At 70.9% G+C, this 25,702-nt stretch carries 21 protein-coding genes; 9 read left to right on the forward strand and 12 right to left on the reverse strand.

Annotated elements, in window-relative coordinates; genetic code table 11:
- Window positions 1-57 precede the first annotated feature (57 nt).
- From LXN57_RS24150 to LXN57_RS24175, 6 genes are all read right to left on the reverse strand, one after another.
- A complete protein-coding gene (locus tag LXN57_RS24150) occupies window positions 58-1,770 on the reverse strand; it encodes a substrate-binding and VWA domain-containing protein (RefSeq protein WP_251800455.1) in 1,713 nt (570 codons plus the stop codon).
- A gap of 239 nt (window positions 1,771-2,009) precedes the next feature.
- A complete protein-coding gene (locus tag LXN57_RS24155; protein WP_251800456.1) occupies window positions 2,010-3,062 on the reverse strand; it encodes a lactonase family protein in 1,053 nt (350 codons plus the stop codon).
- A 26-nt stretch (window positions 3,063-3,088) separates the two neighbouring features.
- Window positions 3,089-3,688 carry a GTP-binding protein gene (locus tag LXN57_RS24160; protein WP_251800457.1) on the reverse strand — a complete coding sequence of 200 codons (600 nt, stop codon included), beginning with the start codon at window positions 3,686-3,688 and terminating at the stop codon, window positions 3,089-3,091.
- Window positions 3,669-4,055: a DUF742 domain-containing protein gene (locus tag LXN57_RS24165; protein WP_221381205.1), complete on the reverse strand. Its 387-nt coding sequence runs from the start codon at window positions 4,053-4,055 to the stop codon at window positions 3,669-3,671. Before LXN57_RS24165 ends, LXN57_RS24160 begins: the two co-directional genes overlap by 20 nt.
- A complete protein-coding gene (locus LXN57_RS24170; protein ID WP_221381206.1) occupies window positions 4,045-4,467 on the reverse strand; it encodes a roadblock/LC7 domain-containing protein in 423 nt (140 codons plus the stop codon). The genes LXN57_RS24165 and LXN57_RS24170 overlap by 11 nt, the downstream gene beginning before the upstream one ends.
- On the reverse strand, window positions 4,468-7,362 hold the full coding sequence (locus tag LXN57_RS24175) for a sensor histidine kinase (protein WP_251800458.1): 2,895 nt from the start codon (window positions 7,360-7,362) through the stop codon (window positions 4,468-4,470). It abuts the gene before it with no gap.
- A gap of 245 nt (window positions 7,363-7,607) precedes the next feature.
- Here LXN57_RS24175 and LXN57_RS24180 point away from each other — a divergent pair, with 245 nt between their 5' ends.
- The 3 genes from LXN57_RS24180 to LXN57_RS24190 are packed head-to-tail and all read left to right on the forward strand — an operon-like array spanning window position 7,608 to window position 10,220.
- Window positions 7,608-8,252, forward strand: coding sequence for a hypothetical protein (locus LXN57_RS24180; protein WP_251800459.1), 645 nt, complete (start codon window positions 7,608-7,610; stop codon window positions 8,250-8,252).
- Window positions 8,253-8,264: 12 nt separating this feature from the next.
- Entirely contained in the window at window positions 8,265-9,149 is an 885-nt protein-coding gene (locus LXN57_RS24185; RefSeq protein ID WP_251800460.1) for a hypothetical protein, read from the forward strand.
- 60 nt (window positions 9,150-9,209) lie between these two features.
- On the forward strand, window positions 9,210-10,220 hold the full coding sequence (locus LXN57_RS24190) for a helix-turn-helix transcriptional regulator (protein WP_251800461.1): 1,011 nt from the start codon (window positions 9,210-9,212) through the stop codon (window positions 10,218-10,220).
- 44 nt (window positions 10,221-10,264) lie between these two features.
- Here LXN57_RS24190 and LXN57_RS24195 read toward each other — a convergent pair whose 3' ends face one another.
- The gene (locus LXN57_RS24195) at window positions 10,265-10,807 is read right to left on the reverse strand and encodes a hypothetical protein (RefSeq protein ID WP_251800462.1); all 543 of its coding nucleotides are present in this window, start codon (window positions 10,805-10,807) and stop codon (window positions 10,265-10,267) included.
- A gap of 619 nt (window positions 10,808-11,426) precedes the next feature.
- Complete coding sequence (locus tag LXN57_RS24200; RefSeq protein ID WP_251800463.1) at window positions 11,427-13,565, reverse strand: M48 family metallopeptidase; 2,139 nt, start codon at window positions 13,563-13,565, stop codon at window positions 11,427-11,429.
- A gap of 321 nt (window positions 13,566-13,886) precedes the next feature.
- On the opposite strand from LXN57_RS24200, the gene LXN57_RS24205 reads away from it, so the two are divergent.
- Complete coding sequence (locus LXN57_RS24205; RefSeq protein WP_251800464.1) at window positions 13,887-14,975, forward strand: cytochrome P450; 1,089 nt, start codon at window positions 13,887-13,889, stop codon at window positions 14,973-14,975.
- Window positions 14,976-14,981: 6 nt separating this feature from the next.
- Here LXN57_RS24205 and LXN57_RS24210 read toward each other — a convergent pair whose 3' ends face one another.
- Window positions 14,982-16,445, reverse strand: a complete 1,464-nt coding sequence (locus LXN57_RS24210) for a beta-N-acetylhexosaminidase (protein WP_251800465.1) — start codon at window positions 16,443-16,445, stop codon at window positions 14,982-14,984.
- A gap of 25 nt (window positions 16,446-16,470) precedes the next feature.
- Here LXN57_RS24210 and LXN57_RS24215 point away from each other — a divergent pair, with 25 nt between their 5' ends.
- On the forward strand, window positions 16,471-17,004 hold the full coding sequence (locus LXN57_RS24215; protein ID WP_251800466.1) for a GNAT family N-acetyltransferase: 534 nt from the start codon (window positions 16,471-16,473) through the stop codon (window positions 17,002-17,004).
- A gap of 67 nt (window positions 17,005-17,071) precedes the next feature.
- Here the strand turns inward: LXN57_RS24215 and LXN57_RS24220 are convergent, their stop codons facing one another.
- The 3 genes from LXN57_RS24220 to LXN57_RS24230 form a co-directional block, all read right to left on the reverse strand.
- On the reverse strand, window positions 17,072-17,839 hold the full coding sequence (locus LXN57_RS24220; RefSeq protein ID WP_251800467.1) for an SGNH/GDSL hydrolase family protein: 768 nt from the start codon (window positions 17,837-17,839) through the stop codon (window positions 17,072-17,074).
- 137 nt (window positions 17,840-17,976) lie between these two features.
- On the reverse strand, window positions 17,977-18,807 hold the full coding sequence (locus LXN57_RS24225) for an LLM class flavin-dependent oxidoreductase (protein WP_251800468.1): 831 nt from the start codon (window positions 18,805-18,807) through the stop codon (window positions 17,977-17,979).
- 181 nt (window positions 18,808-18,988) lie between these two features.
- Window positions 18,989-19,942, reverse strand: a complete 954-nt coding sequence (locus tag LXN57_RS24230) for a helix-turn-helix transcriptional regulator (protein ID WP_251800469.1) — start codon at window positions 19,940-19,942, stop codon at window positions 18,989-18,991.
- A 62-nt stretch (window positions 19,943-20,004) separates the two neighbouring features.
- Here LXN57_RS24230 and LXN57_RS24235 point away from each other — a divergent pair, with 62 nt between their 5' ends.
- From LXN57_RS24235 to LXN57_RS24250, 4 genes are all read left to right on the forward strand, one after another.
- The gene (locus tag LXN57_RS24235) at window positions 20,005-20,979 is read left to right on the forward strand and encodes an ABC transporter ATP-binding protein (protein ID WP_251800470.1); all 975 of its coding nucleotides are present in this window, start codon (window positions 20,005-20,007) and stop codon (window positions 20,977-20,979) included.
- 3 nt (window positions 20,980-20,982) lie between these two features.
- Window positions 20,983-21,717 (forward strand): ABC transporter permease, encoded by a 735-nt coding sequence (locus LXN57_RS24240; RefSeq protein WP_251800471.1) that lies wholly within the window; start codon window positions 20,983-20,985, stop codon window positions 21,715-21,717.
- A 27-nt stretch (window positions 21,718-21,744) separates the two neighbouring features.
- The gene (locus tag LXN57_RS24245) at window positions 21,745-22,806 is read left to right on the forward strand and encodes a magnesium and cobalt transport protein CorA (protein WP_251800472.1); all 1,062 of its coding nucleotides are present in this window, start codon (window positions 21,745-21,747) and stop codon (window positions 22,804-22,806) included.
- A gap of 196 nt (window positions 22,807-23,002) precedes the next feature.
- On the forward strand, window positions 23,003-25,621 hold the full coding sequence (locus LXN57_RS24250; protein WP_251800473.1) for a lipopolysaccharide biosynthesis protein: 2,619 nt from the start codon (window positions 23,003-23,005) through the stop codon (window positions 25,619-25,621).
- The last annotated feature ends 81 nt before the right edge of the window (window positions 25,622-25,702 follow it).

Below are 25,702 nucleotides of genomic sequence, written 5' to 3' on the forward strand. Positions count from 1 at the left end.
GACACGGAAAAGGCCGCCACCCGCGCGGGGTGACGGCCTTCTCTCGTACGCGGTGGGTCAGCCGCCGGTGGCGCCGGTGCGCCGGCCGATCGCCTCGACGAAGATCGAGCTCATCTTCGCCGGGTCCTTCGTGACGAAGACGCCGCCCGCGGGGGTCGCCTTCACGATCGTCTGGAGCTCGGTCTCGCTGACCTGGTCGCCGATGCCGATGATGACGAGGCGGACGGGCTTGCGGGCATCGTTCAGCCGCTTCAGCTCGCTGAGCAGCTTCTCGATCTTGATGCCGTCGTCGTTCTCGTTCTTACCGTCGGTGAAGAGGATGACGGAGTTGACCTTGCCGGGCTGCCACGTCCTCTTCACCTCCTTGTAGGCGTCGAGCACCGTGTCGTAGAGGCCGGTGTTGCCGTCCTCCTTGGGCACGATCTGGCCGATCGACTCCTGCAAGGTGGTGCGGCTCGAGGCGAGCGGGCTGATCGGCACGATCTGCTTCCACGGCCGCTTGCCGACCATCTCGGTGGAGAACAGCCAAACGCCGACGGCCCATTTGTCGCTGAACATCGACAGACCGGCCGCCGCCGCCCGGCGGGTCACCGCCGCACGGCTCTGGTTGTTGGCCGTCGGCACCTTGGTGTTCATCGAGCCCGAGACGTCGAAGACCGCGAGCACCCGGCCGGGCTGGGTGATGGCGTTCCAGCTGCCGATGACCTGGCTCAGCGCGCTGGCGTCGAAGCCGGCCGCGGCCGTGCCGCCGTTGTCACCCGTGCCACCGACCGTGTTGCTGGCCGGCGGCGAGGCGTCGGGAGCGCCCAGCGGACGGGCGAAGCCGGCGCCGAACGAGCCGTCGGGCGAGCGGAGGCCGGCCGCGCCGAGAGCGTTCTTGAACGTGGCGCTGGCGAGCTGGGTGCGCAGGCCCGCGGCGGCCTTCTGCTTCTGCAGGTCGACCTCGGGCATGATCGCGTACGGGTAGTCGAGCGGCATCGGGCTCGGGTCGAGGTAGAGCGCGACCAGCGGCACCGGCGGCTTGGCGGCGTTGTAGGAGACCACGTTCTCCTCGGAGACCGGCGCCGCGCTGAGGCTGGTGCCGATGTCGTTGGGGTCGTTCGACCGCGGGAACCGCTGGATCAGCTCGTCGCGCAGGGCCGAGGCGCTGCCCGCGAGGGCCTGCATCGCCTTGACCTTGGCCGCCTGCGCCTTCTCGCCGGCGCCGGCCGCCTGGCCGATCGCCAGCAGCCCGGCCAGGCCGGTCGAGTCGAGCGTCGGGTTGGCGATGCCGGTGTTCAGGGTCGTGCTGGTCTGCATGAGCTGCAGCAGCTGGGCCCAGCCCATCTTCTTGTTGGGCCAGCCCACCTGCTCGGCAACCGGCTTGGGCATGGCGAGCACGATCGGGCTCTGCGCGATCGGCTTGCTGTCGGAGGGCACGAAGCCGGGCGCCTCGGACTTCAGGCGCAGCAGCCAGGTCGAGGAGTCCGGAACCCAGATGTCCGGAACCTTGACGGCCTCGGGCGCTGTGCCCACACCGGCCAGGACCACCTTGTGTTCACCGGCGACGGCGGCGGCCATGGTGGAGGAGTTGACGTCGGAGACCGTCACGGCGACACAGGTGCCGTCGACGTTCGCGCCTTCCTGCACCCAACGCTGCGCTACCTGGTCGATGGAGGGGGCGACCTCACTGGTCGCCGCGAGGGTCAACCGGATCGAACCGGTGCAACCGTCGTCCGCGAGCTGCTGGTATCCGTAATAGGACCCACCCATGACGACAACGATCGCCATCGCAGCTCCGACGACGCCCGCTCCCCTGAGACTGAAGTTTCTACGATGGCGGCCAGACACGCGCTCTATAGTGCGCATCGCCGAACCCGAACGCCATATACGTTCGGTCGAAAGTTACTCGGATTGGGATTCTTGGCATCTTGCGTGACCAACCGTAGTGATGTCATCTCGATCAGTTGCGGCTCGTGCCCGAATTGCGCACCGCCGTACCCAGACAGGCATCAATGCCCTTCCGTGCCTCAGCTGCGCCCGATGACGCTCCAGCGCAGCAGGCTGGTCGGCGTGGGCTCAGCCATGGGCGCACCCTGCGGCACGGGCACTCCGGTCTCGGCGTCGATCCGGAGCGTCGTCACGCTCTGTGATCGCTGATTGGTTACGTAGAGGTGATCCCCAGTCAGGATCATGTGGCGTGGCCAGTCACCTTCCGTGGGCGTCTCGGCCACCAGGGCGGCCGTCTCACCGTCCCAGGTGAAGGTGGCGATCGTGTTCGCTCCCCGGTTGGCGACGTAGACGAACCGGCCGTCGGGGCGCACCACGATCTCGGACGGATAGTTCTCGCCGGTTGCCGCGGTGGTCGCGGCCCGGCCGGCCGGGGCCAGCGAGCCGTCGGCCGACGGGCGCCACCAGGTGAGGTCGCCGCTCAGCTCGCCGACGACGAACAGGGCGCCGTCGGGCGAGAAGCGCACGTGACGCGGGCCGGTGCCGGGTTCGGCGGCGACGGCCGCTCCGAGCAGCGTCAGACGGCCCAGGACCGGGTCGAGGCGGGCGCGCCAGACCTTGTCGGAGCCGAGGTCGGCGATCAGCACCTCGTCGCGGACGGGGAACACCATGTGGGCGTGCGGCCCGGCCTGGCGGTCGGCCACCGGCCCGCTGCCCTTCAAATCGAGCAAATCGGAATGCTCGCCCGGGGCGCCCTCGTCGTCGAGCGGGAAGACGGCGACCGAACCGGTGCCGTAGTTGGCGACCAGCAGGTGCCGGCCGTCGGGCGTGACCGCCAGGTGGGCCGGGTCGCTGCCGCCGGTGGGCCGGCCGGCCAGTGGGGTGAGCGAGCCGTCGGCGGCGACCGTGAAGGCCGAGACCGCGCCGTCGGGGTCGAGCTCGTTCACCGCGTACAGGACCGGCAGCGAGGGATGCCGGGCCAGGAACGACGGGCTGGGCGTGCGCGCCACGACCCCCCGCCGGGACAGCACGCCGGTGGACGGGTCGCGCGTCAGCAGGACGATGCCCTCGCCGTCACCACCCTTGTCCGCCGTGTAGCCACCGACAAAGACAAGTTCATCCTTCGCGCCCATGGTGTGATCCCATCACACCGGCGCGCTCAGCGGGACGCCGCGGCGGCCAGTTGACGGCGGGCGACGTACTCGACCAGCTCGATCAGCACGTTGCGGGCGCCGATCGGTTCCCGCGCGTCGAACAGGACGACCGGAACACCCTCGTCGAGGTCGAGAGCCCGGCTCACCGCCCCGGCGCCGAAGCGCTGATCGGGATCGAAGCAGTTGACCGCGACGACGAACGGGGTGCCGCGCTGCTCGAAGTAGTCGATCGACGGGAAGCAGTCGGCGAGGCGGCGGGTGTCGGCCAGCACGACCGCGCCCAGCGCGCCCTCGGACAGCTCGTCCCAGAGGAACCAGAACCTGTCCTGCCCGGGCGTGCCGAACAGGTAGAGCTGGAGGTCCTCGGTGATCGTGATGCGGCCGAAGTCCATCGTCACGGTCGTCGTGGTCTTGCCCTCCACGCCGCCGGTGTCATCGGCGCCCTCGACGCCGGTGAGGACCTCTTCGGTCTGCAGCGGCCGGATCTCGCTCACCGAGCCGACCATCGTGGTCTTGCCGGCGCCGAAGCCGCCCGCGATCAGGATCTTGAGCGCGACCGGGATGCGCGACGACGCGCCGTTGCGGTCAGAGCGCACGGAGTCCATTGACAACCGCCTTGAGTACGTCGACATCGTGCGGCTGGGACGCCGCCGGGGGTTCGTACAGCGAGATGAGTCCCGCCGAGCGTAGATCACCGAGCAGAACGCGGATGACGCCGATCGACAGGTCGAGCGCGGACGCCAGCTCGACGACCGAGATCGGCTCCCAGGACGCGGCCACGATGGCGTGGTGCTCGGGTTGCAGCACATCGGGGCCGGGGTCGTCAGCGGGCGTGGCCACGACGAAGGCCACGAGGTCGAACTCGTTGCCCTCGGCGGCCACCCGGCCCTGGGTCATGGCGTACGGCCGGACCACCGGGCCCGCGTCGTGGTCGAGCCAGTCGTGCGCCACGCGCCGCGGCTCAGCCGGCATCGGAGGGCAACACGGCGGAGCGCCCGGGTGCGCTCATGTTCTGGCCGACCCGGGTGACGAGCATGGCCATCTCGTACGCGATCAGGCCGAGGTCGGCGTCGCTCGAGGCGACCACGGCCAGGCAAGCGCCCTGACCGGCGGCCGTGACGAACAGGAAGGCCGACTCCATCTCGACCACGGTCTGGCGCACCGGGCCGGCCCGGAAGTGCCGGCTCGCTCCCTTGGCCAGACTCTGGAAGCCTGCCGCCATCGCCGACAGGTGCTCGGCGTCCTCCCGATTCAGCCCGGCCGACGATCCCATGAGGAGCCCGTCGGCGGAGAGCACGACCGCCTGCTGCGCCGTAGGCACCCGCTCCACCAGATCGTCGAGGAGCCAGGTGAGGTGCGCGCGCTGGTTCGTCGTCTGTGTCACTTATGCGTCCTTTTCCGGCCTGATGACGTTTTCGCGCCCGGGACTGTTGGCGCGGTTTTCCCCCGCATCCGACCCGCCCCCGGTTGATGCCTCGTCCCGGGCGAGCGTCTGGGTGACGATCGCCGGGAAACTGACGGTAGCCGCATCGGCAAAGGATGCGGCGCTTGGGCGAACATTAATGTCCGTGTCGTCCGCATTAGACCTATCTTCAGATGCGGAATCCGCGAGATGATGCCCGTTCCCGCCGCGCTTTCCGTCGCGAGTCGCGCTGGGGACATTACTCTGCGCTGTCGGCTCCCCTTCCCCAAGGTAACGAGCCGCGTCAATGCGCCCGCGGGTGGTGCCGCTCTGGAGCGCGCTCATGATGCTGCGAACCTGCTCGGGCGAACGGAGCGTGGCCGGCTGCTCCTCGCGCGGCTCGCCGGCCGGGCGGCGCAGCTGCGGGACCAGGTTGGCCTGGCGTACGCGGCGGGGCAGACCGTCCTCAGTGGCCGCCTCGCCGGGCTGCGGCGCGGCGGGAGCCCCCGTGGGCACCATCGGCGCCTGCATCGGCGCTGCCGCCGGTGTTCGCATCGGTGCTTCTGCCGGTGCTTGCGTCGGCGCCGGGGCAGAGTTGCGCGGGACCGACCGTTGGGCCGGGATCGCGCGCCGGGGCAGCTCGGGCAACTCCTCCGCCGGCGCCGGCTCGGGCCGGCGGCGTACGCGCCGGCGCTGCACCAGTCCCTCGTCGCTGAGCCCCTCGACGACCGAGCTCGGCGAGGGGCCGCCGGCGCCGAACGGCGGCCGGAGCTGGCCGCTGGTGACCGCGCCGCGCACCGGGTGGGGCTCCGCGGGGCCGGGCCGCGCGGTGCCGTCGATGATCGGGCGACCCGACGCCGTGACCTGCTGAAGCTCCTCGGTGCCCTGCCATTGCAGCGCGGCCAGCGAAGGACGCGACGGGTCGTCGGTGCCCGAGCCGACCAGCGGGCGTTCCCCCGTGGACGATCCGGACGGCAGCGCGGCGACCGGGGCGGTGGCGATCAGCTCGCCGGGGACCAGCACGATCGCGGTGACGCCGGCGAACGCGGACGCGCGCAGCGACACCCGGATGCCGTGCCGGTGGGCCAGCTGGGCCACCACGAACAGACCCAGGCGGGCGCTGTCGGCCGGGTCGAAGTCGGGCGGCTCGGCCAGGCGCCGGTTCGCCGCGTCGATCGCCTCGGGCGTCATGCCGAGACCCCGGTCCTCGATCTCGATGCCGTACCCGTTGGGCAGCGTCTGACCGGAGACCTGGACCCGGGTCTGCGGCGGGGAGAACGACGCCGCGTTCTCGAGCAGCTCGGCCAGCAGGTGAATGACGTCGCCGACCGCGCGGCCGAGCACCGAGGCCGACTCGATCGAGCGGATGTCGACGCGCTTGTAGTCCTCGACCTCGCTGATCGCGCCCCGGACGACGTCGATCACCGGCACCGGGTTGCGCCAGCCGCGGCCGGGGGCGGCGCCGGCCAGGATGACCAGATCCTCCGCGTGGCGGCGCATCCGGGTGGCGAGGTGGTCGACCCGGTAGAGGTCCTCCAGCTCCTGCGGCTCGGTCTCGCGGCGCTCCATGCGGTCGAGCAGGGCGAGCTGGCGGTGCAGCAGGGTCTGGCTGCGCCGGGCGATGTTGAGGAACACCTCGTTGAGGCCGCGCCGGACGTTCGCCTCCTCGACCGCGGACTGCAGGGCCGTCCGCTGCACCTCGTTGAAGGCCTGGCCGAGCTGGCCGATCTCGTCGCGGCCGTACTCGAGCGGCGGCGTCTCGACGTCGACGTCGACGCTCTCACCACGTTGCAGCCGGCGGACCACGGTGGGCAGCCGCTCGGCCGCCATCTCACGGGCCTCGCCGTGCAGGCGGCGCAGCCGGCCGACGATCGAACGCCCGACGCGTACGGAGAGATAGAGCGAGGCGGCCAGGGCAGCGAGCCCGAGGATGCCTGCCAGGCCGAGCCGGAACAGCACGCGCTCGGCGACCGGCCGGGCCCGTTCGGTGAGCGAGTCGGTGGCCGCCACCTCGAACGTGCGCAGCTCCTGAGCCACGGCGACGTACGACGGGCGGAACTCCGAGCTGCTCACCGGCGTCGCCGCGCCGTCGCGGCTCTGCTGCACGAGCTGGTCGAGCAGGCTGTCGAGGCGGTCGTAGGCCGTGCCGCTGCGCACCTGGGCGAACCCGGCGCGGTCGCTCTGCGCCATGTCCTCGACACCGCGCTCGAGCAGGAACCGGGCTGTGCCCACGTCCTGGATGAGCTGACCGCGGATCTCGGGCGTGAAGCGGCCGGCGGCGGTCGCGCCGCCGACCAGGGCATCGACCCGGCTCAGGTACTCCTGGCCGTGGCCGACCGTGGTCAGCGCGCGCAGTTCGCCGTCGATCCGCTGGTCGTTGAAGGTGGCGGTGGCCGCGAAGGTCTGGAAGCCGGCCCCGATCACGCTGTTGAACAGGCCCTGGGCGCCGATCGGATCCATCGCCCGGCGGTCGATGTGCCCGCGGTTGCCGGTCAGGCTCTGCAGCTGGGTCAGGAACTGGTCGATGCGGCCGCGCAACTCGGTGCTCGTCGCTCCCCGCGCTTCGTCGCCCTCGGCCAGCCGGCGGAAGCTCGCGATCGACCGGTCGGTGGCGCTGCGCTGGGTGAGCAGTGCCTGCGAGGGCGGGCCGGTGGCGGAGAGATATTCCACACTGAACAGGCGCTCACGCTGCAGCTGACCGACCAGCTCGATGCCGGGGTTGCCGACGTTGTCCAGCACCGTGCGGGCGGACAGCAGGTTGAACGCCGGACCGGCGGTGAGCGCCGTCGCGAACAGCCACAGAGCCAGCACAGCCGTCAGGGGGACGGCCGCGAGGACGATGATCTTCGAACGGATCGACCAGTAACGCTTCTTCATCAGGCTCCGCTCTTCCGGCGTACGCCCTCGGGAGAATACGGAAAACCTGGAGGGCGAGCCACCGTCAGGCCGTACCTAAAGATTGGCTTAAATCCTTTTTGGCGGTTCAGATTGGCACGGCTCGGCGCGTCGTCCTTATGACACTGTGACCAGGCGGTTACTGCAAGGAACGAAACGGAGGGGCGCGAAGGGGGTTGACGGGACACCGCGGGTGGGAATAACGGATGTTGATAAGAGGAGGCCCCATGTCCCCCACAGTCACCATCGTCTTGATCGTTGTCGTTCTCATCGTCATCGCCGCCGTCGTCTACGGCATCCGGGTGATGCGTCGCAAGCAGTTGCAGAACACCTTCGGGCCCGAGTACGACCGGGTGGTGGCCGACTCCGGCAGCCGCACCGAGGCCGAGAAGGAGCTGCGCGAGCGCGAGAAGCGGCACGCCTCGCTCGAACTGAAGCCGCTGTCGGCCGAGGCCCGGGCCACCTACTCGGCGAACTGGGAAGAAGTGCAGATCCAGTTCGTGGACAACCCGGAGCAGGCCGTCACCGCGGCCGACGACCTGGTCACCCGGCTGATCGCCGACCGGGGCTACCCGACCGGCGAGTACGACGAGCGGCTCGCCGATCTCTCCGTCGAGCACGCGCGCACGCTCGAGCACTACCGGCAGGCGCACGAGATCTCGCAGCGCAACACCGCCGGCGAGGCCGACACCGAAGACCTGCGGCAGGCGTTGGTGCACTACCGGGCGCTCTTCGCCGACCTGCTCGGTACCGACCCGGTGCCCTCGACTGGTATCAACAACTCAACGCCCGACTCCACATCGGAGGGCGCGGCGCCGGCCCCTCGCGCCGCCGCCGACGACGAATCCCCCGCCCGCGACACCACCCGCTAGGAGCGATCGCTCATGAAGTTCTTCTCGAACGAGAAAGAGACAGAGACCGAGCCCCAGGCCGACCCGGACCGTACGCAGGCTGTCTCCGTACCGCCGCAGCGGGCGGGGTCACCGTGGAGCGACGCGCCGCGCGAGTCGTCCGGCGACACCTCGACCGACGCCGCGCGCCCGTCCGACGGCCCGGATGACACTGCCCGCCGGGATGACGTTTCCGCGGCCGACGTCGACGCTCAGCCGGCCGGTCACGAGCGCCAGGGCGACACGACGGAGAAGGCGGTCACGTCGACGACGTACGGGCCGGACGGCTCGGTCGTCGAGGACACCAGCTACCGGGCCGCGCACACCGAGCGGCCGCAGGACGACTCGCCGGTCGATCTGCCGCTCACCGACTCCGACGCCCGGCCGGCCGAGGATCAGGCGGTCAAGGACGACGGGACGTTCGACAGCCCCAAGGCGGTCGACCCGGCCACCGGCGAGAAGCTCGACGGCCCCTCGTCCTCGTCCTCGGACAAGGCTGACGACACCGACCGGGTCGACAGCGAGGACTTCCAGCCGGCGTCGGACACGCCGTCGCCGGTCGCCGAAACCGCCGCCGTGCCGGTTGGCGCCGTTGCCGCTCCCAAGGCCACGACCCCCGGCTCCACCACCGGAGACAAGCTGTTGCCGGACGGGGACTCGTTCGCCGAGCGGTTCCGCGACATCCAGCTGCGCTTCGTGGACGAGCCCAAGGAGGCCACCGCCGAGGCCGCCACGCTCGTCGGCGACGCGGTCGACAAGCTGACCAGCGCGCTCAAGGCGCAGCGGGACGGCCTGGCCGGCAACTCCGACGACACCGAGAAGCTGCGGGTCGAACTCCGGGCGTACCGGGACATCCTGAACCGCCTGCTCGCGCTCTGATCCACCGCACCACACGAAGGGGAGCCCGTCGGGCTCCCCTTCGGCGTTAGCGTCTTGGTCATGCGCGCCGACCGTCTGCTCTCGCTTCTGCTGCTGTTGCAGACGCGAGGGCGAATGACGGCGCAAGGGCTCGCGGACGAGCTGGAGGTCTCGGTCCGCACGGTCTACCGCGACATCGAGTCACTCGGTGCGGCCGGGGTGCCGGTGTACGCGGACCGCGGGCCGGCCGGCGGCTACCAGCTGCTGGACGGCTACCGGACCCGGCTCACCGGGCTCACGACGGACGAGGCCGGCACGATCTTCCTGGCCGGCATGCCCGGTCCCGCGGCCGAGCTGGGGCTGGGTTCGGTGCTGGCGGCGGCTCAGCTCAAGCTCCGGGCGTCGCTGCCGGGCGAACTGGCCGACCGGGCCGACCGCGTACGCGAGAGATTCCACCTCGACGCGCCCGGCTGGTTCCGGGCCGACGAGCCGGTCCCGTACCTCTCGACCGTCGCCGACGCGGTGTGGAGCGGCCGCCGGATCGAGGTGCGCTACCGCCGCTGGAAAGCCCCGCGCGAGGTGACCCGGACGCTGAACCCGCTGGGCGTGGTGCTGAAGGCGGGCCGCTGGTATCTGGTGGCGGCGACGGCGACCCGCACGACCGCCTACCGGGTGTCGAACATCCTGGACGCGGAGCTGCTGGACGAGCCGGCGGCCCGGCCCGAGGGTTTCGAGCTGGCCGCGTTCTGGGCCGAGTGGACCGAGAGGTACGAGCAGGGCGTCTACACCGGCACGGCCACCGTGCGTATGACAGCGGCGGCCCTCGACCGGATGGCGTTCATCTTCCCGCCGGAGATGTCCAGGGTGGCTCGAGCCGAGGCCGGCGAACCCGACGAGACGGGCCGCCTGATCACCCGGGTGCCGATCGAATCAATCCGCCACGGTCACATCGAGCTGCTGAAGCTGGGCGCCGACGCCGAGGTCCTGGACCCGCCGGAACTGCGAGCCGTCTTCACCGAAACCGCCCGAGCCCTGGCCGCGACCTACCTGCCACCGCCCGAGTCACCCCAGGGCGCGGCCCGACGTTCGTAGGGGCCTGTTTCGTAGCTGGGCCGGGGATGCGGCGCAACAGACACCTAGCTGTCTTCGGACGAGATGTGGACGCCGACACTGCCGGTGAGTGGCGTCGGGTCGTCGTCGTCCGTCCCGTCGTTGTCGGCCGGGTCGGTGGTGTCGGCCGGGTCGGCCGGGTCGGTGGTCTCGTCGTCGACCGGCGGCTTGGTGGCCTCGGTCGGGTCGGGGACCGGCACGGTGGTGGACTCGGGCGGAGCGGTGGTGCCGGGGTCGGCCGGGGTCGTCGGGTCGGTGGTGGTCGGCGAGGTCGTGGCGGCCGAAGGCTTCGTGCTCGTGCTGGGCGACGGCTTGGCCTCGGGCGACGTGGTCAGCGGGATGACGTTGCCGCGTGGGGCGGGGTCGAGGCTGCTGTCACTCGATTCCGCACCGGCGCCCGTTCCCCCCAGCAGCTGCCCGGCCTTTTCCGCGCCCTGCTCGTTGACCCCGGCGGGCGGACGTGCCGGCCCCGGCTGCGGAGACGGCCCGAGCTGGACGCCCATCCACAGTGCAGGCCCGAGCCCGACCGCGATGATCGCTCCGAAGAGCGCCAACGGTCCCCGCTCCATGTCTGGCCTCCCCTGCCTCGATGGGATCATCCCGCCGGTCCAGGCACTTTCCTACCCGTTATCGGAAGCGATAAAGCGAACCTTCCGCAAGCTTATTGTTACTTGACGTGACAGTTCGTTCACCGTTCAGTCACCCATGCGACCCGTTCTGCCCGGTAGCACGCGCCGTCCCCTTAGGAAGTTCACCGAGCGTGCTGCCCCTTTATGCGCAATCTGCAACCGCATCCTCACGCAAGATCCGCCCCGCAGTCCCCCAGGCGTGCTGATCAGCCCTCCTGCCTGCAAAGACCCACAGGGGTACGCCTTCCGGACGGCAGGGTTCTCCCGACGAAAATTGACGTGGCCGAAATGAGCTGTAACCGAACTGGGAAGTGACAGCCGTCGGTGATCGCCCGGCTCAGCGTCACCATCCGGTGAGCAACGACACGGTCAAGCGAACACAGGAGAATGGCCGTCATCACGAAAAGCCTGGGCAACCGTTTCGCCGGAGCGTCTTCGGCCAGCTCGGCCAGTCCTGTGTGGACCTCAGCTCAGCCGCGGTCTCGTCCGCACCTGTGAACGGCCGACGTCGAGAACGCCGAAGTCAGGCGGCCCGGTGAGCGGAATGAAGGCCGGCGGCTCAGCGAGTTCGAGTCAGGAAGGCTACGGCGTCGTCCAGGGCGGCCCAGCCGCCAGGGAGTTCCTCGCTGTCGAGGGTGGTGCGGACGTTCAGGGTGCCGCCGTCGCGGAGGCTGATCGCCCAGGAACGGCGGCCGTTGCGTGTGGCTGAGGCAGTGGCCACGTCGGCGAAGGGCACGAAGCGGCTGCCCGCGGTGGGGTCGGCCGGTCGTGGTGCGGCGGTCGCGGCATTTGTTGTCGCGGGATCGGCCGAGGCGGGATGTGGAGCAGCCGAAGCCGCGGATGCGCCGAGCGGCGAGACCGGGGACGCACCCGCATCGGCCACGGCCGGGCCGTCACCAGCAGGGGCGGCGGTGGCTGCTGCCTGCGGTGCGCCGGCCGGAGGCGGCTGCTGGGGAATCGGTGAATCCGGCGCCGGGGTGCCGTTGGGAAGGACACCGTCGGCGGCCAGGCGGGTCAGGCGGCGCTTGGCCTCGTGATGACGGGAGCGGGGCAGGCCGGGGACCAGGAACAGGCCGGTCTCGAGGACGAGGAGGTCGGTGCGGGCGCCGTCGACCTGGACGCCGACCACGCCGCCCAGCACGGGGACGCGGGCGGAAAGGTGGCGGGCCGTGTCGGTGGCCGCGTTCAGGTCGATGCCGACGGCGGTCAGCCACTCGCGAACCTGGGTGACGGTGGCGGGGTCGCCGGCCATCTCGGCCGGGGCCTGGAGTTCGAGGTAGGAGCCGTCGATCGCGACCAGCTCGGCCGTGCCCGTCCAGCTGTGGCGCCAGCGGGCCACGCCGCTGCGCAGGGCGGCCAGGGCGAGCAGCAGGGCGATGAGGTCGGTGATGCGGCCCGTCACCTCGTCTGGCGGCAGGTCACCGAAGACGGTCTCGGCGATCTTGCGCAGGCGGCCGTCGGCCGACAGGTCGAGGACCTCGGCGGCACTGGTCACGGGGGCGCCCGCCGCGCGAGACAGGGCGCGCAGGGAGGCGTCGGCCTCGCGTTCCATCTCGGCGACGCGGGCCACGTCGAAGAACTCGTCCCAGCTGACGACGGCGCGGCCGCCGACCGGGAACGCGACCGCCTGCAACGCCCGGCCCAGACCGGGCAGGTCGGGCACCAGATCGCCGGCCGGCTTCTCGGCGGCCTCGGGGCCCTCGGGCGTGAGTGCGGACAGCGCGGCCAGGCGGGTCGCCAGTGGCGGGTGCGGATCCCACTCACCGGGCGGCTCGGGCTCATGTGAGCGCAGGGCGGGCATGTCGTCGCTGCGGGCGGCGAGCACGCGCAGGAAACCACCGAAGACGTCGTCGGGGATGAGGCCGGTCTGCCAGCCGGGGCTGACATATTCGGCGTGGAAGAGCTGCTGCATGCCCTCGAGCGCGGGGCGGTCGCGCAGCACCGCGGCGGCGGCCCGGGGGCCGGCGAAGGAGGCGGCCACGCGGTCGGCGGCCAGCTCTTGAGCATGGCTGAACGGGGTGTCGGCGCGCAGGTAGAACCGCGCCCACGCGCGCAGCAGGGGGCCGGCGGGACTGCGGCGCGGGATGCGCGGGACGATGCGCCCCAGGGCGACCCGGCCGCGGCGGGCGAGCGGGGCGAAACGGCCGCCGAGCGCGGGTGATCCGTGCGCCAGCTCGTGGACGACGGCCGCCCGCAGGCGCGAGTCGTCCCACGCCTGCAGCAGCGGCAGCCCGAGGTGGAGCTCGCGGCGGCCGCCCAGCAGGCCGCCGAGGCGCAGCGGCTGGAAGAGCGCGACCGTGGCGCCGGCGACGACGGTGACGCCGTCGGGCGGCTTCACCCCGGCCGCGACGGACGCGTCGTCGAGCATCGCCCAGAGAGCGGGCGCGTGCTGACGCAGCACCGGCACGCCGGCCGGAGTGGACCGGCGCAGGCGCAGGGCTCGCACGGTGGCCCACCACAACAGCCCGGCCACGGCGATGACCAGCGGCACGGCGACCCCGAGAGCCAGCGACCCGGGCAGCGGCTGCAGGATCAGCAGCACGACCAGCAGCACCACGCCGACCTGAAGCCAGGCGAGAGCCAGGAAGCCGAGCAGCATCGCGGCCGACCGCCCGGCCGACCCGGCGAGCGCCGTCTGCGACGAGCCGCCGGAATCACCGGCCGCGGGCTCGGACGGGCCGGCGGCAGGACCGGGCACGCTCGGATCCTCGTACGTCTGGGAACCTGACGCCCCCGCACTCGGTCGCACCACTGCCTCCGGCCTCTCGTGGACCACTCGAACGCGCCCAAGACTAGGGCCGCCCTCCGACAGAAACCCCAGACGGACAGTCCGCCGAGGGGAAAAGATAAGGAAGATTTTCGAGCCGGTTTCGCGGCGTCACCGAAGGGGATACGGACTGCCATGGCGTTTGCAGACCAGACCTTGCCGTTCGCGGCCAAAGGGTACGCATGGCTCCCCGACCTGCGTCGCCGGAGTCACGGCCGTCCGGTCCCGATGCGGTTCGGCGGGCAGCGCGCAGTGGCAGTCAGCGGTCCCGATGCCGCCCGCTTCTTCTATGGCGAGGACAACCTCGAACGGCACGACGCCCTGCCCGCCCCGGTGGTCGACACACTGTTCGGAAGGGGTGTGCACACCCTCGACGACCAGGCGCACAAGGCCCGCAAGGCGCTGTTCGTGGCGCTGCTGATGCACCAGGACGGCATCGACACGCTCGCCGCCCTGACCGGCAAGATCTTCGACGAGGCGGCCGACGGCTGGCGCGGCGGCAAGCCGGTGTCGCTGTTCGACGGGACGGCGAAGGTGCTCGCGGACGCGGTGTCGCGCTGGACCGGCGTACCGGAGAACGCATTTGACCTGGACGCTCTGACGGCCGACCTGCTGGCGATGGTGGACGGTTTCGCGACGCTGGGTCCGCGTCACGTGCGGGCCCGCGTGGCGCGAGTGCGCCTCGAACGCAGGTTCGCCGAGATCATCGAGGCCGCGCGGCGGCAGGAGCCCACGGACACGGCGGTGTCCCGGACGGCGCACCACCGCGAGGACGGCCACCTGCTCGACGCCGGCACGGCCGCGGTCGAACTGATCAACATCATCCGCCCCACCACGGCGGTGACGTGGTTCGTGGCCTTCGCCGGGCACGCGCTCGACCGGTGGCCGGGCACCCGCGCCCGGCTGCGCGCCGGCGACGACGAATACACCCTGGCCTTCGTGCACGAGTTGCGCCGGTTCTATCCGTTCGCGCCCTTCCTGGGCGCCCGGGCCCGCCACGACCTGACCTTCCAGCACACGAGCATTCCGGCGGGAGCGCTCGTGCTGCTCGACATCTACGGCCAGCACCACGACCAGCGGGTCTGGCCCGACCCGTACGAGTTCCGGCCCGAACGCTTCCTCGGCCGCCGGGTCGGCGCGTTCGAGCTGATCCCGCAGGGCGGCGGCGACCCGCGTACGGGCCACCGCTGCCCCGGCGAGAAGATCACTGTGGCCGTTCTCGGCACGCTGGTGCAGCGGCTGGCCAGGCTCGACTACTACCTGCCGCCGCAGAACACCGCCATCGACCTGAGCCGGGTGCCGGCCCGCGTGCGCAGCGGCCCCCGGATCGTGCTGTCTTGAGGAAACCTAGCTCCAGTCGATCTCGGGCGAGCGGTGGTAGTTGATGCCCTGGGCCTCGAAGCGCGGCCCGAACCGGGCCAGCCGGTCGCGGAAGGACGACCAGTCCCGGGCAGCCCGCGGCGTCCAGCCGATCTCGGCGATCGCGAGCAGCCGCGGGAACACCATGAACTCGACGTCGGCCAGGCTGCGCAGGGTCTCGGACCACAGCGGCGCCTCGACGCCGAGCAGCGACTGCTCACCCACGCCGGGCAGGCGGTCGGCGGGCTCCCAGTCGTAGGACCGCTCGACGCTGACCAGGCCGGCCCAGTCGAGGCCGAGCGGGGTCGACTCGTCGTACTTCATGTCGAGGTAGCTGCGGTCGGCCGGTGACATGATCACCTGGTGGCCGGCCGCGGCGGCCCGGGCCACGCCGTCGTCGGCCGGCTCGATCCGCCAGTACTGCGGGATCGCGGTGGCCGGCAGGTCGACGGCGGCCATCTCGTGCCAGCCGATCGCGCGCTTGCCGTACCGGCCGGGCATGGGCAGCACCCGGGTCATGAAGGTCCGGTAGTCCTCGGCGGTGGTGCTGAGCGCCTCGTCGCCGCCGATGTGCAGGTAGGGGCCGGGGGTCAGCGCGGCGACGGTACGGATGACGTCCTCGACGAACGCGTACGTCTCCTCCTTGCCGGCGCACAGCGAGCTGTAGCCCACCTCGGGGTCGGTGCGCGGCTGGACGGGTTCGCCGTCGCAGGTCAGCTCGGGGTACGCCACCTGGGCCGCGTTGACGTGGCCGGGCAGGTCGATCTCGGGGACGACGGTGATGTGCCGGGTGGCGGCGTACGCGACCAGATCGGCGTACTCCTGGGCCGTCAGGAACCCCGGCCCGGCGCCGTCGATGCCGGTGCCCTCGCCCCCGCTGACCTCGGTGAGGCGCGGCCAGCCCTCGATCTCCAGTCGCCAGCCCTGGTCGTCGGTGAGGTGCAGGTGCAGGTGGTTGATCTTGAATTGCGCGATCGTGTCGATGTAGGACCGGATGTCGGCCGGCTGGAAGAAGTGCCGCGCCAGGTCGAGCATCGTGCCGCGGTAGGCGAAGCGCGGCGCGTCCTCGATGTGGCCCCCGGGCAGGACGGCCTCACCCTTCAGGGGCAGCAGCTGCCGCAGCGTCTGCAGGCCGGCGAAGAGTCCCTGCTCGGTGGGAGCGCCCAGGGTCACGCCGTCGGCGGTGATCGCCAGCCGGTAGGACTCGGGCGACCGCGCCTCGTCCGGTACGTCGTCGACCTCGAGCCGGATGGCCCCACCGGCCGCCCGCGGGACCGGGAACCCGGTCACCTCGCGCAGCAGGTCGGCCAGCTCGTCGGCCACGGCGGCGGCGGCCGCGGCGCCACTCACCGACACGTCGGCCGGGACGCGGAAGTCGGCGGCGGGGTCGGGCCGGACCGAAGCCGGCAGCGGAATGACGTCGCCGAGGTGTTTCATCGTGGGAGCGTGCACGGGGCAAACAATAAACTGTCTTTCCATGTCGATCACGACCCGTCGCGCCGAACTTGCCGACACCGAACTGCTGCACGATCTGGCCGAACGTACCTTCGGGCTGGCCTGCCCGCCCGGCACCCGGCAATCCGACATCGACGACTTCGTCGCCACCCACCTCTCCGCGGCGAGCTTCCGCGGCTACCTCGCCGATCCGCAGCGGGTGCTGCTGCTGGTGCTCGGCGACGGGGTGCCGCTGGGCTATTCGATGCTGGTCGGCGGCCCGATCAAGGACCCCGACGTGGCCGCCGTGGTGGACGGGAACGTCAGCATCGAGCTGAGCAAGTTCTATCTGGCGCCGGAACGGCATGGTTCGGGAGCCGCCGCGACGTTGATGGAGGCCACGCTGGCTTCAGCGGCGTCCGCCGGGGCCGCGTTCTGCTGGCTGGGCGTGAACCAGCAGAACGTGCGGGCCGGCAAGTTCTATGCCAAGCACGGCTTCGAGGTGATCGGCGTGAAACGCTTCCTGGTCGGCACGGAGTGGCACGACGACCACATCCGCCGCCGCCCGTTGCCCTAGCTCTTCCGCGCCGGGCTTTCCGCGCCGGGCTTTCCGCGCCTAGCCCTTCTACGCCGGCTTTCTGCGCTCAGCCCTTGTGCGCCGGGTTGATGTCGACCCAGTCGACGAACTTGCCGGTGCGATTGTCGCCGGAGGAACGGCCACGCACCCGGCGGTTGAGCCACGGGAGCACGTGCTCGCGGTAGTAGCGGGCCTCGGCCAGCACGCGGCGGCTCTCGTTGGGGCTGGGGTCGATCACGTGGGCTGCCCCCTCGTAGCCCAGCGCGCCCAGGACCAGGCCGGCCACCCGGCGGTGGCCGGCCGCGTTGAGGTGCAGGCGGTCGGACGACCAGTAGCCGGCCCGGCGGATCTCGGCGTCGTGGAAGACGTCGACGAACGTGATGTCGTAGCGCTTGGCCAGGTCGATGGCCGACTGGGTGAGCGCCTCGCCCTTGCGGCGCATCATGGCGCCCAGCGGCAGCCGCTCGGACGGGTCACCCCCGCTGAGCAGCACCATGCGCACGCCGGCTTCGAGGCAGCGCTGGATCGCCCGCTCGGTGAGTTCGGTCAGCCGCAGCATGTCACCGCCGGGGCGCAGCATGTCGTTGCCGCCGCCGTTGAGCGTGAGGATCGTGGGCGGCGGGGAGAGGGCCAGGGCGGCCGGCAGTTGCTCGTTGACGATCGGTTCGAGCAGCCGCCCGCGGATGGCGAGGTTGGCGTACTGCACCGTCTCGCCCTTGCCGGCCGCGAGCCCGGCGGCCACCAGATCGGTCCACCCGCGCACCGAGCCGTCGGGCAACTCGTCGCCGACGCCTTCGGTGAAGCTGTCGCCGATCGCCACGTACCTCGTCGTCACCGTGATCTTGCCCCCGTCGTTCTCACTGGCACCCTCGGCGCAGGCTAACGGACCGGGGACGAGACCGGCCCGCTTCCGCGACCAGTGTCATACCGGTCCGCGTTCCGCTGCGCGGCCGCATTCCCCTCGCCCGCCGCTCAACCGACCAGCGGCCGCACTTCTTCGGCGACCCAGCGCACATAGGCCTCCGGGTCTTCGCCGGCCACGGTCTGCAGGATCACCTTGCTCGCGCCCGCGGCGGCGAACTCGGCCACCCCGGCCGCGATCTCGGCCGGGGTTCCCCACAGGCCGGGCCAGTCGGCCTTGTATTTCTCCATGTCGGCCAGCAGCTTGGCCTCGGCGCCGGGGCCGGTCATGGCAGGCACGAAGACCGTGAGCTGAGCGTCGGTGACCACCTGGGCCACCTCGGCGACCTTGGCCGGGGACGTGCCGCCGGCGAGCACGACCGCGTCGCCCACCTCACCGGCCAGGGCGATCGTCTTGGGCCCGCCGGCCGCCACCGAGAGCAGCGGCGGCACCTCGGGCGGCCAGTCGAGCCGGACGTTGTCGAGCGTGACGTACTTGCCGGCGACCGTGACCGACTCGCCCTGCAGCAGGGCGCGCAGCGCCGTCGAATACTCCCTGAGCAGCGTGAGGGGCGACGCGGCGCGGGCGCCGACCTGGCCCATCCATTCCTGGACGCCGTGGCCGATGCCGGGCAGCGCGCGGTCGCCGAACATGCGGCCGAGCGTGGCCAGTTCCATCGCCAGCGAGGCGACGTTGCGGAACGGGACCGGCATGATGCCGATGCCGACGCGCAGATTCTGCGTCCAGGCCAGGGCGGCGGTGGCCGCGGTGAGGCCGCCGTTGAGGAAGCAGTCTTCCCAGATCCACAGCTCTTCCAGGCCGGCCTGGTCGGCAGCCTGGGCGACGGAGCGCAGAGTCTCGGGCGGGTTCGATGGCAGGAAGATCGCACCGATCGTGGTCATGGGCCGATTCTGCCCGCCACCCCCGACATTTTCCGGCGGTGCCGAACGCCCGACGGAAATTCATTCAGTCTTATATAAGCACCGGCTTAGATTGGCGCGAAAAGTGTCGGAGGGGGCCGGTAGCTTTCTCCGTGCGGATCGGCGCCACGGGGGCGCCGATCCGTCCATACAGGTCAGTGGATCAGGCGGCGCCCCGGCGCAGGGTGTCGGCCGTCTCCAGCGCACGGTCGCGCAGCTCGGGTGGCGACTCGATGGTGAACGGAACCGCCAGCACCCCGAGCACCATGACCGGCCAGCCGAGGTCGTCGATGCTCATGCGCATGCGGCACGACTCGCCGGTCAGCGCCTCCGTCGTGCCGTAGTGGCCGATCAGGGCGCGCACCGTGTCGGCGCCGGTCTCGAACACGACCGAGACGTCGTACCGGGCGGGAATCTGCGACATGCGCGAGCGCAACCAGGCCGCCGGGTCGCCGCCCGGGATCTCGCGCGGGCGGAAACGGGCGCCGGTCAGCGCCGGTGAGCTCAACCGGTCGACGCGGAAGCTGCGCCAGTCGCCGCGGTCGAGGTCCCAGGCGACCAGATACCAGCGCCGGCCGAGCGGCACCAGCCGGTGCGGCTCGACGAACCGGGCGGCGGTCCCGCCGTCGCGCGGGGTGTAGTCGAAGCGCAGCCTCTCCTCGCCCCGGCAGGCCAGGGCGATCGTGGTCAGCACGCCCGCGTCGAGAGTGGGCCCGCCACCGAGGACGCCGGGCGTGGTCACCTCGCGCAGCGCATCGATGCGACGCCGCAGGCGGGGCGGCAGCAGTTGGATGACCTTGGCCAGGGCTCGTACGGAAGTCTCCTCGAACCCGGCCACCGCCCCCGCCGCCGCCGTCCGCAGCCCGATGGCGATCGCGACCGCCTCGTCGTCGTCGAGCAGCAGGGGCGGCACGGCCGCGCCCGCCTGCAGTTGATAGCCGCCGGCCACCCCGCGGCTCGCGTCGACCGGATAGCCCAGGTCGCGCAGCCGGTCGACGTCGCGGCGCAGCGTGCGGGGGCTGACCTCGAGCCGGCCGGCGAGCTCGGACCCCGGCCAGTAGCGGTGGGTCTGCAGCAACGACAGCAGTCGCAGCATCCGGGCACTCGTGTTCGCCATGAATCCAGACTCCGCCACATTGAGGTCAGAAAGTGTCCGCAAGCCACCCTAGCGTCGTACTCATGATTGAGACACGAGGGTTGACCAAGCACTTCAAGGACGTGCGCGCCGTCGACGGCATCGACCTCTCCGTCGCGCCGGGCGAACTCGTCGCACTGCTCGGCCCCAACGGCGCCGGCAAGTCGACGACGTTGCGCATGCTGACGACGCTGATCCCGCCGACCGCGGGAACAGCCCGGGTGGCCGGCTTCGACGTGGTGCGGCAACAGCGTGAGGTGCGCCTGCGGATCGGCTACATCGGGCAGGGCAACGGCGCCGGGCACAGCCAGCGCGGCCGGGACGAACTGATCAGTCAGGGCCGGGCGTACGGGCTGGGCGTGCGCGACGCCCGGAACCGGGCGGACACCCTGATCGAATCACTGGGGCTGGCCGAGGTGGCCGACCGCCGCGTCTCGACCCTTTCGGGGGGCCAGCGCCGGCGTCTGGACATCGCGATGGGCCTGATCCACTCGCCCGAACTGCTCTTCCTGGACGAGCCGTCGACCGGCCTCGACCCGCAGAACCGGGCCAACCTGCAGGAGCACATCCTCGCGCTACGCGCCCGGCACGAGGCGACGATCGTGCTGACCACCCACTACCTCGACGAGGCCGACTCGATGGCGGAGCGGGTGATCGTGATCGACCACGGGCGGATCATCGCGGACGACAGCCCGGCCCGGCTCAAGGCCGAGCATGTCGGCGATCACATCACCCTCGGGTTCGACCACGAGACCGACGCCGCCGCGGCCGCCTCGGCGGTGGCCGCGCTGCACCCCGAACGCCGGGGCGCCCGGCTCGTCATCGCCGCCCAGGGCGCGCCCCGGCGCGTACCGGGAATCCTCGACGACCTGCGAGCCGCCGGCCATCCCGCCGCCGAGGTCGAGGTGACCCGCCCGACCCTCGACGACGTCTTCCTGAAGCTCACCGGTCGCAGCCTGCGCGAGGGCGGCGCCGCCCAGGAGCCCGCCGACACCGCCGGCGAACTCGTGCAGGTCTGAGCCGTGACCACGCTGATCACCGATTCCCGCACCGTCTTCAGCCGCGAACTCCGCCCGCTGCTGCGCGACCCGTTCACGATCATCTTCTCGATGGTGCAGCCGCTCGTCTTCCTGGGCCTGTTCGCCCCGCTGCTGCCGGACAACTCCCTGCAGTGGTTCGTGCCCGGGATCATCGTCATGTCGTGCCTGTTCGCGTGCTCGATGACCGGGTCGAACCTGCTCTTCGAGATCCAGACCGGCTCGCACGAACGGATGCTGGTCACTCCCCTGCGCCGACCGGCCCTGCTGATCGGGCGCGCGCTCAAGGAGATCGTTCCGATGTTCGCGCAAGCTGCCCTGATTGTGGCCGTCTGCGTGCCGTTCGGGTTCCGCTTCGAGTTCGCGGGCGCGGTGCTCGGGCTGCTCATCCTGGCGGCCTTCTGCATCGGGCTCGGCGCTCTCTCGTACACCTTGGCCCTGGCCTCGAAGAACCAGGAATGGCTGTTCTGGACCGTGCAGCAGACCCTGCTCTTCCCCCTGCTGTTGCTGGCCGGAGTGCTGCTGCCGATCGAGAACGGCCCGGGCTGGCTGCAGGCGCTGGCCAAGGGAAATCCGTTGAGCTATGTGGTGGACGCCGAACGGGCACTGTTCAACGGTGAGATCTTCACCTCGGCCACCCTCAGCGGGCTGATCGCCGCGACCGCCGTATCGGCACTCGGCCTGTGGGCCGGCGTGCGTGCCATGCGCCGGTCCGACTGAGTCGCTGACTACCGCTACCGTCGGCTGGTGTTCAAGCTCCTGGGCCGGCTCGTCGAAGGTATCGCCCCACGCGCCACGGGCCCCGACCTCGAAGCGCGGCGCCACAATCCGGATGCCGTGGTCGATTGCGCTGTCTATCAGGGCGGGCGGCGCAAACCCGGCGCTGTCCACTACGCCTCGGCGCACCGGCGCCGGGGCGAGTTCCTCTGGCTGGGGCTGCACGAGCCCGACCTGGTGACGATGCGCACGGTCGCCGAGACGTTCGGCCTGCACGAGCTGATCGTCGAGCAGACGACTGAGGGCGGGCACCGGCCGCTGGTCGAGACGATCGGCGACGTGACGCGGCTGGTGCTGCGGACAGCCCGGTACGTCGAGCACGACACCTTGACGGCGACCAGTGAGGTGGTCGACACCGGCGACGTGACCCTGCTGATCGGATCGTGGTTTGTCATCACCGTGCGTCACGGCGCGCCGGGCGCCCTGTGGCCGGTGCGGCAGGAGATGCAGAAGCGACCGGAGCTGTTGCGGGCCGGCCCGTGGGCCGTCGCGTACGCGGTGGCGAACCGGTTGGTCGACGACTATCTGGACGTCTCGACCGAGATCGAGCACGACCTGGAGCGTCTGGAGGAGGAGACCTTCGCCACCGGCCGCTCGGCCGACGTGGCGCACTTCTACCAGCTCAAACGCGAGATGGTCGAGCTCAAGCGCGCCGTCCTGCCCCTGCAGGAACCACTGACCCGGGTGCTGGAGCTGACCGCGGCGCCATCCACTCTGCGGCCCTACTTCGAGGACGTGCGGGGACACCTGGCCCGGGCCGCCGACCGGGTGGCCGGCTTCGACGACCTGCTCAACTCGGTGCTGCAGGCACGGCTCACGCAGGTCACTATCGAGCAGAACAACGACATGCGCATGATCGCCGCCTGGGCGGGCATCGCGGCCGTCGCGACCGTCGGCACCGGAATTTACGGGATGAACTTCACAAATATGCCCGGTATCGACTCCCGGTACGGGTTCTCGGCGACGATTGTGATAGTTGTTCTCGTCTGTAGCGGCCTCTTCTGGCGTTTCAAACGAGCGGGTTGGTTGTGATGATCCACGTCACCGCGAGTGACCGGATGATTCATCTGGGACTTCAGGCGTACCAAGTATCGACCGAACGGCCACTCCGATCCGCCGCTTCACTGATCGTCCATACCGGACAGTACGCAAAGGGTCGGCCGCTCTCCCGTAGCACTCGAAACCGGCGAGTAACTACCCTTTCATCGTCGTTCCGTGGGGAGGCTGTGTGACCGCGACCGAGGTCAGAGTGCCGCAAGGCTCGGTGCCGAAGCCGGCCAAACGCCGCAGCAGCATCATTACCGCCCTCAAGGGGCACGTCGATCTGTTCCTGAACGCCGGGTCGCTGATCGCGACGACGGCGATCACGTCGCTGTTCGGCTTCGCCTTCTGGTGGGTCGCCGCCCGCTCGGCGTCGCCCGAGGCGGTCGGCCAGGCGTCGGCCGCGGTGTCGGCGATGACATTGATCGGCACCATCGGCATGTTCGGCATGGGCACCATGCTGATCTCCGACCTGTCGCAGCTGCGCGGTCCCAAGTGGGAACTGATCACGACCTGTCTGCTCGTGGCCGGCAGCGCCGCCACGGTCGGCGGCATCGTCTACGTGGTCGTCGCCCAGCTGTGGATCCCGGGCCTGCAGGCGGCGCTGGGTGGCACGTTCGGCACCGTCCTGCTGGTCGTCGGCATCGCGCTCAACTCGGTCACGCTGGTGCTCGACGAGGCCCTGGTCGGCCTGCTCAAGGGCCCGCTCCAGCTGATGCGCAACGCCTGGTTCTCGGTGATCAAGCTGGTGCTGCTGGGCGGTCTGGCCCTCGCGCCGATCACCCTGACCGGCAACGAGCTGCTGCTCACCTGGGTCGCCGGCATCGTGCTGTCGACCGCCATCCTCAGCGTCGCCCTGCGCCGCCGCCGCATCATCGACTCCGCCCGCCCCCGGCTCTCGCTGCTCAAGGGCCGCGGCAAGTCGACCTTCGACCACAACCTGCTCAACCTGGCGACGTACCTGCCGCGCGCGGCGCTCCCGCTGGTCGTCACGGCGGTGCTGTCGGCCGAGGCCAACGCGTCGTTCTACACCGCCTTCATGGTGCTGTCGTTCCTGGCCATGGTGCCCGGCAACGTGGCGCTCACGCTGTTCGCGGTGGCCAGCGGCGACAAGCGTGCGCTGACCTCCAAGGTCCGGGTCGGCCTGATGATCTGCCTCGGTGGCGGCGTGCCGGCCGCCGCGCTGGTGTTCTTCCTGGCCAACCCGATCATGTCCGTCTTCGGCGCGCAGTACGCCGAGACGGCCGGTGACGCGCTGCGCCTGCTCGCGCTGACCTACGTGCCGTTCGTCTTCCTGCACTTCTTCATGGCGATCTCCCGCGTGCAGGACAGGGTGCGCGGCGCCGGCATCTTCTCGCTGTTCGCGGGTCTCGCCGAGCTGGGCGGCGCCTGGTACGGCGGCAGCACCGGCGGCCTGACCGACCTGGTGATGTGGGTCGCCATCGTGATGGGCGTCGAGACCGTGCTGGTCGCGCCGACCGTCCTGCGGGTCGTCTTCGGTGGCGGCAAGCGCCGGGGCGACAGCGCGAACACGACGACCATGACGCTGCACGAGCGGGCCTGGCTGCCGCTCGAATACATCCGGACCGTCGGCCCGCTGTACGGCGTGACCGTCGACGGCGTACGCCGGGCTCTGATCGGTCTGCACGCGGCCGACCCCAAGCACCGGGCCGTCTCGAAACTCGACCGCGTCGGCGCCCGCTGGGAACACATGGACGGGGCCGAGTTCGCCCAGTTCGTGCACCGCGCCGTGCAGGACTCCGGCGACTGGTCGCTCGACATGGACGGCATGACCCGCAAGCTCCAGGCCGAGCCGCGCGGCGTGCACCCGATCCGCATCCTCGTCGGGGCCGGCTACATCGCGATCAAGGTCTCCCACGCGTACGGCGACGCCGGACCGGTCAACTCGCTGGTGCACGAGCTGGTGCTCGCGGCCAGCCAGGGCCGGGCCGCGGTGATCCCGCCGCTCGAGCGCAACCGCATGGCGCTGCCCAAGGCCTGGTGGAAGCAGTTCGGCACCAAGCCGGCCCGGTGGAAAGAGGGCATCAGCTTCGCCCGCCCGCCGGAGCCCGAAGAGACCCGCATGCGCAAGTGGCAGCCCAATCTGACCGTGCGCTCGGCCCGCTCGGCCACGACGCTCAAGCTGATGCGTCAGTGGCGTGACGAGTACTCCCCGGGTGTCACCACGTCGGCCATCACGTTCGCGGCGTTCACCGCGGCGCTGCACCAGCTGGGCCTCAAGCCCGACACCGGCGGCGCGACGTTCCTGGCCGACGGCCGGCGCTTCCTCGACAAGGACACCCGGATCGACAGCAACTTCTGCATGGGGCCGTACCTCTCCCCGCAGAACATGATGGACCCGGCGTCGATCAACACGACGATCAAGAGCGAGCTGGCCACCGGCCGCATCCTCACGATGATGGTGCTGCGCGAGGGCAAGATCGCTCTGGACGGCGCGCCCGGCATGCCCGACCCGTACCCGTCGGAGCTCGCCATCCCGCCGCGGCCCCGCCTGACCTTCAGCAACCAGGGCCGGCACGACCTGCTCGGCGACCTGCCGTGGTCGGTCGGGCCGGAGTGGCGGGTCAACCTGAGCGTGCCCACGCTGAACAGCCCCGAGGGCGTCACGCTGACCACCAGCGAGATGAACGGCGTGCTCCACCTCGAGGCGACGTTCCACGCGTCCACCTTCGACCCCAACCTGATCTCGAAGGCGATGGAGATGGTCCTCACCGACCCATCGGCCCTGATCATGAACGCCCGGCGCGAGTCGGACGAGCAGACCCAGCTCCTCTCGCGCGTCTGACCCCAAGAAACGTCCGCGCCCGGCCAGTTCTGCTGGCCGGGCGACTTATGTCCGGCGTCAACCGCCGCTCGTGTCCGGCGG

This window comes from Paractinoplanes hotanensis, assembly GCF_023717965.1.
Lineage (GTDB): Bacteria > Actinomycetota > Actinomycetes > Mycobacteriales > Micromonosporaceae > Actinoplanes > Actinoplanes polyasparticus.

Excerpts from the sequence above, each read along its gene's own strand:
- LXN57_RS24160 (WP_251800457.1), bottom strand. The coding sequence starts at position 3,688 with ATGGACTCCGTGCGCTCTGACCGCAACGGCGCGTCGTCGCGCATCCCG.
- LXN57_RS24185 (WP_251800460.1), top strand. The coding sequence starts at position 8,265 with ATGAAGTTCTTCTCGAACGAGAAAGAGACAGAGACCGAGCCCCAGGCC.
- LXN57_RS24180 (WP_251800459.1), top strand. The coding sequence starts at position 7,608 with ATGTCCCCCACAGTCACCATCGTCTTGATCGTTGTCGTTCTCATCGTC.
- LXN57_RS24230 (WP_251800469.1), bottom strand. The coding sequence starts at position 19,942 with ATGGCGAACACGAGTGCCCGGATGCTGCGACTGCTGTCGTTGCTGCAG.
- LXN57_RS24215 (WP_251800466.1), top strand. The coding sequence starts at position 16,471 with ATGTCGATCACGACCCGTCGCGCCGAACTTGCCGACACCGAACTGCTG.
- LXN57_RS24225 (WP_251800468.1), bottom strand. The coding sequence starts at position 18,807 with ATGACCACGATCGGTGCGATCTTCCTGCCATCGAACCCGCCCGAGACT.
- LXN57_RS24195 (WP_251800462.1), bottom strand. The coding sequence starts at position 10,807 with ATGGAGCGGGGACCGTTGGCGCTCTTCGGAGCGATCATCGCGGTCGGG.
- LXN57_RS24150 (WP_251800455.1), bottom strand. The coding sequence starts at position 1,770 with ATGGCGATCGTTGTCGTCATGGGTGGGTCCTATTACGGATACCAGCAG.
- LXN57_RS24175 (WP_251800458.1), bottom strand. The coding sequence starts at position 7,362 with ATGAAGAAGCGTTACTGGTCGATCCGTTCGAAGATCATCGTCCTCGCG.
- LXN57_RS24190 (WP_251800461.1), top strand. The coding sequence starts at position 9,210 with ATGCGCGCCGACCGTCTGCTCTCGCTTCTGCTGCTGTTGCAGACGCGA.
- LXN57_RS24165 (WP_221381205.1), bottom strand. The coding sequence starts at position 4,055 with ATGCCGGCTGAGCCGCGGCGCGTGGCGCACGACTGGCTCGACCACGAC.
- LXN57_RS24155 (WP_251800456.1), bottom strand. The coding sequence starts at position 3,062 with ATGGGCGCGAAGGATGAACTTGTCTTTGTCGGTGGCTACACGGCGGAC.
- LXN57_RS24235 (WP_251800470.1), top strand. The coding sequence starts at position 20,005 with ATGATTGAGACACGAGGGTTGACCAAGCACTTCAAGGACGTGCGCGCC.